We start from the raw sequence: 5497 nt of genomic DNA, 5'->3' as shown, positions 1-5497 counted from the left end.
TCGAATTCGACCTTACTAACGAGACTCGCCGCGTATCGTGCGAGGCCCTGGGAACCTACTTCGGAGTTTGCCACAACTCCCTCCAGACCTGCATCAACACAAGTTATCACGAAGGCGGATTCATGGTGGTCTGCTCCAACGGGGAGCTTGTCGACACCGATGGCAACAACGACGGAATCGCTTGCAATTGCGAAATAACGGAAAGCAACGCCAAAGGATGTTGCTACACCAGAAGTGCCTGCTTCAAGTCAACCAACTGGGCTACAGACCGCTGCGCTAAGCCCTCAAAAAAAGACGAAGAAGATTAAATTTACATAGCGTGCTAAAATGAGTCTCAACTCCAACCGTCTGGACGCTTTTCTTTCGCACCTCGGGGTAGAACGGAATCTATCCCCGGTGACGATTCAGAGCTATCAGGAGGATTTGAGGCATTTTATCGCCTGGCTTGACGAGAACGGTATTGACCTCAAGGACTTAAAGCCCGAAAAACTGGACGAATTTTTGACACTTACTGCGGGGCAGGAAGAATATTCCCCAACATCGGTGGCGAGGCATTTTTCAAGCTTGCGCGGGTTCCTCAAGTACATGCAGAACCAGGGCGAGTACGACTACAGCACGGAATCTATGCTTGCAACGCCAAAACTCGGGCATTACCTGCCGCAGTACCTGACTCGCGAAGAAATCGATAGCGTTTTTGAGAGTGCAGCGAACGGTAAGAATCCGCTCCGTGATACGGCTTTGATTGAGCTCATGTACAGTGGCGGGCTTCGTATTTCGGAAGCGCTTGGTATTAAACTTTCGCAAATCGATCTTGAAAATGAATGGCTCATGCCGATTGGCAAGGGCAATAAGCAGCGTCTTGTACCGCTTGGGAGCAAGGCAAAGGAAAATCTCCGCGCCTGGATTGAAGAGGGGCGCCCCTTAACGCACCCTGCAACGGACAATGTTATCTTGAATGCGCATGGCAAGCCGATGAGCCGCATGGGGGCATGGAAAATTGTGCAATTGCATACGATGCACTTGAGCAAACAGGTTTCGCCGCATACGTTCCGCCATAGCTTTGCCACGCACTGCCTAGAGGCGGGCATGGACTTGCGCGTTTTGCAGGAACTGCTCGGTCATGCCGATATCAGCACTACGCAAATTTACACGCACGTCGATAAAGATTTCATCAAGCAAGAACATCGTAGCTACCATCCGAGGGAAATGGGCGGGCACTCCTAAGTTGCGCCATTTACACCTTATTTGTATATTTATCGTATGCGAGTTTGTGTAAAATGTTTTGCTGTTTGGGCGTGCGCCTTAATTTTGTCTTTGAATTGTAGCGCTTTTTCTGCAGAACCTGTCGCTCACGATTCTGTGATGAACTTGTTTGTCCACGATTACGAAGAGACTAAATCTCCTGATACGTTGAGCCTTGTTGAAAAATTCAGTGAATCAGAAATGCTTCGGCAGGAGTTTGACCTGGTCAAGTATCTTCGCGATGCTATGAGAAAAGCTTTGCTAGATGATAGTCTTGAGCGTTTAAAGAAACTGGTCGATGTTGCAGAGTCGTATGAAAAGTCGTCTACTTATTTTATAATTCATGATTACGAAAAAATTCTGTTGAAATATTTTTTAGGTGATTTTGAATCGCTTAGTGATGTGCAATTTGTATCGCGTTATAATACAAGGCCTGACTATGTTTACGATACGTTCCATAAAACATTTAAAGATAAATTGCAAGCGGAAATAGAATCTGGAAAGCTTGATGAAAAACTCAAAAGTGTTGAAAATGAGAGTGACCGGATGTTTATTTATATTGTAATGAAGGGCTTCTTTAAATATAAATATGATATCGAGTCGTTGATTGAAAAACATAAGCTCCAGTTGAAGAAACGGGAGCAGCTAGAGTATCTAGTTGATGTTTATTGGAACAGAAAGACTGTTGATACGCTCAAGTCATATACGTTTTTCTTAGGTGGTTCCTATGTCGCCTTTTTAGGAGATATTTCGGATAAGGTTAAAAACGGTTTTGGTTTTTATGGGGGTACAAACTGGTATATATATGATGTCAGTCTTGAAACCCAAATTACGACACATTTCAGTGATGTTCGTTCTAGTGATTCTCTTCATTTCTACAATTTGGGCTGGAATTTAAATGTTGGCTATTACTTTAGAAACATTTCGTTGCAGTGCTATTTAACGACTGGTGTAGAAGTTGATTTCTATGGTGAAAATAAAAGTAAAAACGATGAAAATAGAACAAGCAAGGATTCATATCAGGCTTATCCGGTGTATGGAGCAGGTGTTTTGTACGATATGTTTTACCTTCGTTTCAGAGCGGGTATAAAAAATATTTGGGGCGATCATACAGTAAATGCATCTGGATTTAGGTTTTATATGTCAATTGAGTTTTCTATACCTGTGTTGACAATGAAACCGGTAGAATTTGTTTATCCTGATTCTATGGAACGCTAATATGGTTAAGTTTTTTTTTGCGATTATTTTGACTCTGCTATCCTATAGCTTTGCGTATGAATATGTTTTAGTCAATTCAGTGACGGTGGCGAAAAAGCTAGAAATAGCGCCTGTCGCTTATTACGGTTCACTCATCACGAGCAATGTATACAGCCAGGATAAATTGCCTTGGGTTAATTTCGACAAGGAATATCCGGATGTCTATAAATCTTTTATGGAATGGTCTGAACTGAAAGCGGCCCGCATGCAGCGTGATTTGGCTGATGCACCCGAGAATGTTCGCAAAACATTTGAACTCCGCTTGCAAAAAGAATCAAATGGTTTTTATTTAATTCATAACATTATTCACGTAGACAAAATTTATGACAAAGAAAGTAAAACTTGGGTAGATCCGCCAACCGAAAAAACAAAAAAGGTATTTACTCAATTTGCATATATGGGTCCTGATGTTTTAAAGGATTCTTCTTCGTTTAAATTAATCCAACGCGTGATTACTGTGCCTGCATTTGATTCTGAAATTCCGAATAAGCGAATTTTCTTTTTGGATGGTGTGTCTGAATCCGTTGCTTTTTTTGATATTCAAAGTTTGGAAAATGTGCAATTTTTCCCATACCGCTTGAACTATAGTGTGGAACCGAACCCTGCGATTGAAGTTCGTAAACGCATAGAATCCCTCGTCTACGCCGGTGATTATGCAACTGCTGTTCAGCTTGCTGATTCCGCAGATTTGTCGCCACGTTCGAAAATTCTTTTAAAGTATTTAACTCGTGATTATGAGTTTATTTTAAATAAAGATTCTGCATCGAATTATTTGGTAAGGTATAGTACGTATCGATATGAAGATGGTCTCGATTTGCTTTTGAATCGTGTTGCAGAACAAGATTATCATGAAATTTTTAAATGCGAAGAATTGCAAAATAAGCCCGAAGTCAATAAAGATTTGGCATGCCCTGTAATGGAATCGATTGCTTTGGGAAAAATGATGAGACCATTGATTGAAGATGCGTCTAATTTCAGTTTTGGCTTGGGTGCTGATTTTGGTATTCCGTTTTTGGCTGGAGATTTCCCAGATTACAAATCGTTTTTCTTCTTTAATGTCGCTTTAGATTTTAGAATTTATAATGTGATGCTTTCTTTTGAATTCAATACGCGCTCCTTGGATGAAAAGTGCGATTCCTGTGGCTTTTTAGATTATGGAATACATTCAATGTTAGGTTATAGAGTGCTTAAGACAAAGTATTTTGAAGGTGTCGCGTTTGCAAATTTGGGTAAAGCTTTCTATGTGGTTCGCAGAGATGGTGAAGAAAAACGCGAAAACAAGCAAGAATCTTATTTCCGCTATGGTTTTGGGGCATATGTAGATTATCTTTTCCCGAGGCTTGTGGGTAAGACCATGCCTGAGGGAGATCCAATAGCGGGACGAATTGCAATTCGTTTGAAGGCTGGATTTCATAATATGAAAGCTTCGAAATATGGCCATTCCAAAGGAATCTCTCCGTATATATCGCTAGGGTTTAGGTTGCGTGGTGATGGTGTTAAGCTTTGGAATGTATCTGATTTTGCTAAATTAGATGTCCCAAATTAATTATGAATCGTCTTCTCGCTATATTTCTGCTTGCCTTGTCTTGTGCGTTTTCGGTGGCTATAGCTGGGCCGCTTGGCACGCCTTTGGCACATGATGGAATGTTTGCTAGAGCTTCGGTAGGGCTTGGCTATTCTTCGTTTGAAAATGCAGATGGCGAGGAATCATTGACTGCGGATGGCCTGGGAATAAAGCTTCATGGTAAACTTGGTGCTTATGTCATGCCGAATTTGGCTTTGCATGCGAACATGGGCTTTGTTACGTATTCCGATTTTCGAGAAGCCCGTTATGGACTCTCGATGTATGTGGATCATGATTTTTACGTGTTGAGTTCTGTTTTTGTCGGTGCTGGTGCCACGTATTATGTGCCGGGATGGAATAACGTTTATTTTAGCGGGGCTTTCGGAATGACTGGTTACAGGCTCAATTGCCGCAAGTATTCCGGGAATACGGGGCTCCATGCTTTTAGTTTCGATGTTGAAGCTGGCAAGGACTGGTGGGTGAGCGAACACGTTGGTTTAGGGGTGTCGCTCGCGTTCAATTCCCACGAGTATTGGTCCGATGATGATGGCGTATTCCGCTCGTCTTCTGTGATGCTTTTGTTCTCAGTGACATTGAATTAGCAATAAAAAAATCCCTGAAATGAATTCAGGGACTTTTTAATGAAATTCTAGTAACTAATGACTAGTGACTAAGAACTGCGCGAATGCGCTATTATCTCTCTAGCTTGAAATACACGCCTGCAAGCGGCGGAAGCTTGATGTTCAGGCTCCACTGACGATTCTGCCATGGAATATCCTGCGTCCAGACTTCACCGAGATTGCCGACATTGGAGCCGCCGAACATGGCCGCATCGGTGTTGAAAATTTCTTTCCAAGCACCGCGTGCGGGGGCACCGAGACGGTAATCGTTACGAACAACCGGCGTAAAGTTGAATACGCACAAAATCATATTGCCGTGGTCGTCCTTACGAACAAAGCTAACAATGGAGTTGTCTGCATCGTCGCACCAGATCCATTCAAAGCCGGTGTAGTAATGGTCGATTTCCCACAGCGGAGAATTTTCCTTGTAGATGTGGTTCAAGACCTTCATCATTTCGAGGAGCTTGCCGTGGCTATCCCAGCTGACCAAGTGCCAGTCGAGCGAACGCTTTTCGTTCCATTCGCGGAACTGACCGAATTCGTTGCCCATGAAGTTGAGCTTCTTGCCCGGGTGTGCGTACTGGAATGCGTAGGTGAGGCGGAGGTTTGCAAACTTCTGCCAGTTGTCGCCAGGCATCTTGCCGAGCATGGAGCCCTTGCCGTGCACCACTTCGTCATGGCTGAAAACTTGTATGAAGTTTTCAGAATAAGCGTAGACCATGCTGAATGTAAGCTGGTTGTGGTGGTATTTGCGGTAGATGGGTTCGTGCTGGATGTAGGAGAGAAAATCATTCATCCAGCCCATGTTCCACTT

At 43.1% G+C, this 5497-nt stretch carries 6 protein-coding genes; 5 read left to right on the top strand and 1 reads right to left on the bottom strand.

Features of this window, described 5'->3' with window-relative positions; translation table 11 throughout:
- The 5 genes from B3A20_RS11955 to B3A20_RS11935 all read left to right on the top strand — a co-directional run.
- The coding region (locus B3A20_RS11955) for a hypothetical protein (RefSeq protein ID WP_290765119.1) at window positions 1–308 on the top strand (308 nt) is incomplete at its 5' end.
- Between the two features lie 19 nt (window positions 309–327).
- Window positions 328–1224: a tyrosine recombinase gene (locus tag B3A20_RS11950; protein WP_290765117.1), complete on the top strand. Its 897-nt coding sequence runs from the start codon at window positions 328–330 to the stop codon at window positions 1222–1224.
- Window positions 1225–1362: 138 nt separating this feature from the next.
- Window positions 1363–2460, top strand: a complete 1098-nt coding sequence (locus tag B3A20_RS11945; protein WP_290765114.1) for a hypothetical protein — start codon at window positions 1363–1365, stop codon at window positions 2458–2460.
- Between the two features lies 1 nt (window position 2461).
- Complete coding sequence (locus B3A20_RS11940) at window positions 2462–4045, top strand: hypothetical protein (protein WP_290765112.1); 1584 nt, start codon at window positions 2462–2464, stop codon at window positions 4043–4045.
- Window positions 4046–4143: 98 nt separating this feature from the next.
- Window positions 4144–4665, top strand: coding sequence for a hypothetical protein (locus B3A20_RS11935; protein ID WP_290765110.1), 522 nt, complete (start codon window positions 4144–4146; stop codon window positions 4663–4665).
- A 91-nt stretch (window positions 4666–4756) separates the two neighbouring features.
- Here B3A20_RS11935 and B3A20_RS11930 read toward each other — a convergent pair.
- Window positions 4757–5497: alpha amylase C-terminal domain-containing protein (locus tag B3A20_RS11930; RefSeq protein WP_290765108.1), on the bottom strand; the 741-nt coding region annotated here is incomplete at its 5' end.

The organism is Fibrobacter sp. UBA4297 (genome assembly GCF_002394865.1).
Taxonomy (GTDB): Bacteria; Fibrobacterota; Fibrobacteria; order Fibrobacterales; family Fibrobacteraceae; genus Fibrobacter.
This window is presented reverse-complemented; position numbering and strand designations above follow the sequence as displayed.

Excerpts from the sequence above, each read along its gene's own strand:
- B3A20_RS11950 (WP_290765117.1), top strand. The coding sequence starts at position 328 with ATGAGTCTCAACTCCAACCGTCTGGACGCTTTTCTTTCGCACCTCGGG.
- B3A20_RS11945 (WP_290765114.1), top strand. The coding sequence starts at position 1,363 with ATGAACTTGTTTGTCCACGATTACGAAGAGACTAAATCTCCTGATACG.
- B3A20_RS11940 (WP_290765112.1), top strand. The coding sequence starts at position 2,462 with ATGGTTAAGTTTTTTTTTGCGATTATTTTGACTCTGCTATCCTATAGC.
- B3A20_RS11935 (WP_290765110.1), top strand. The coding sequence starts at position 4,144 with ATGTTTGCTAGAGCTTCGGTAGGGCTTGGCTATTCTTCGTTTGAAAAT.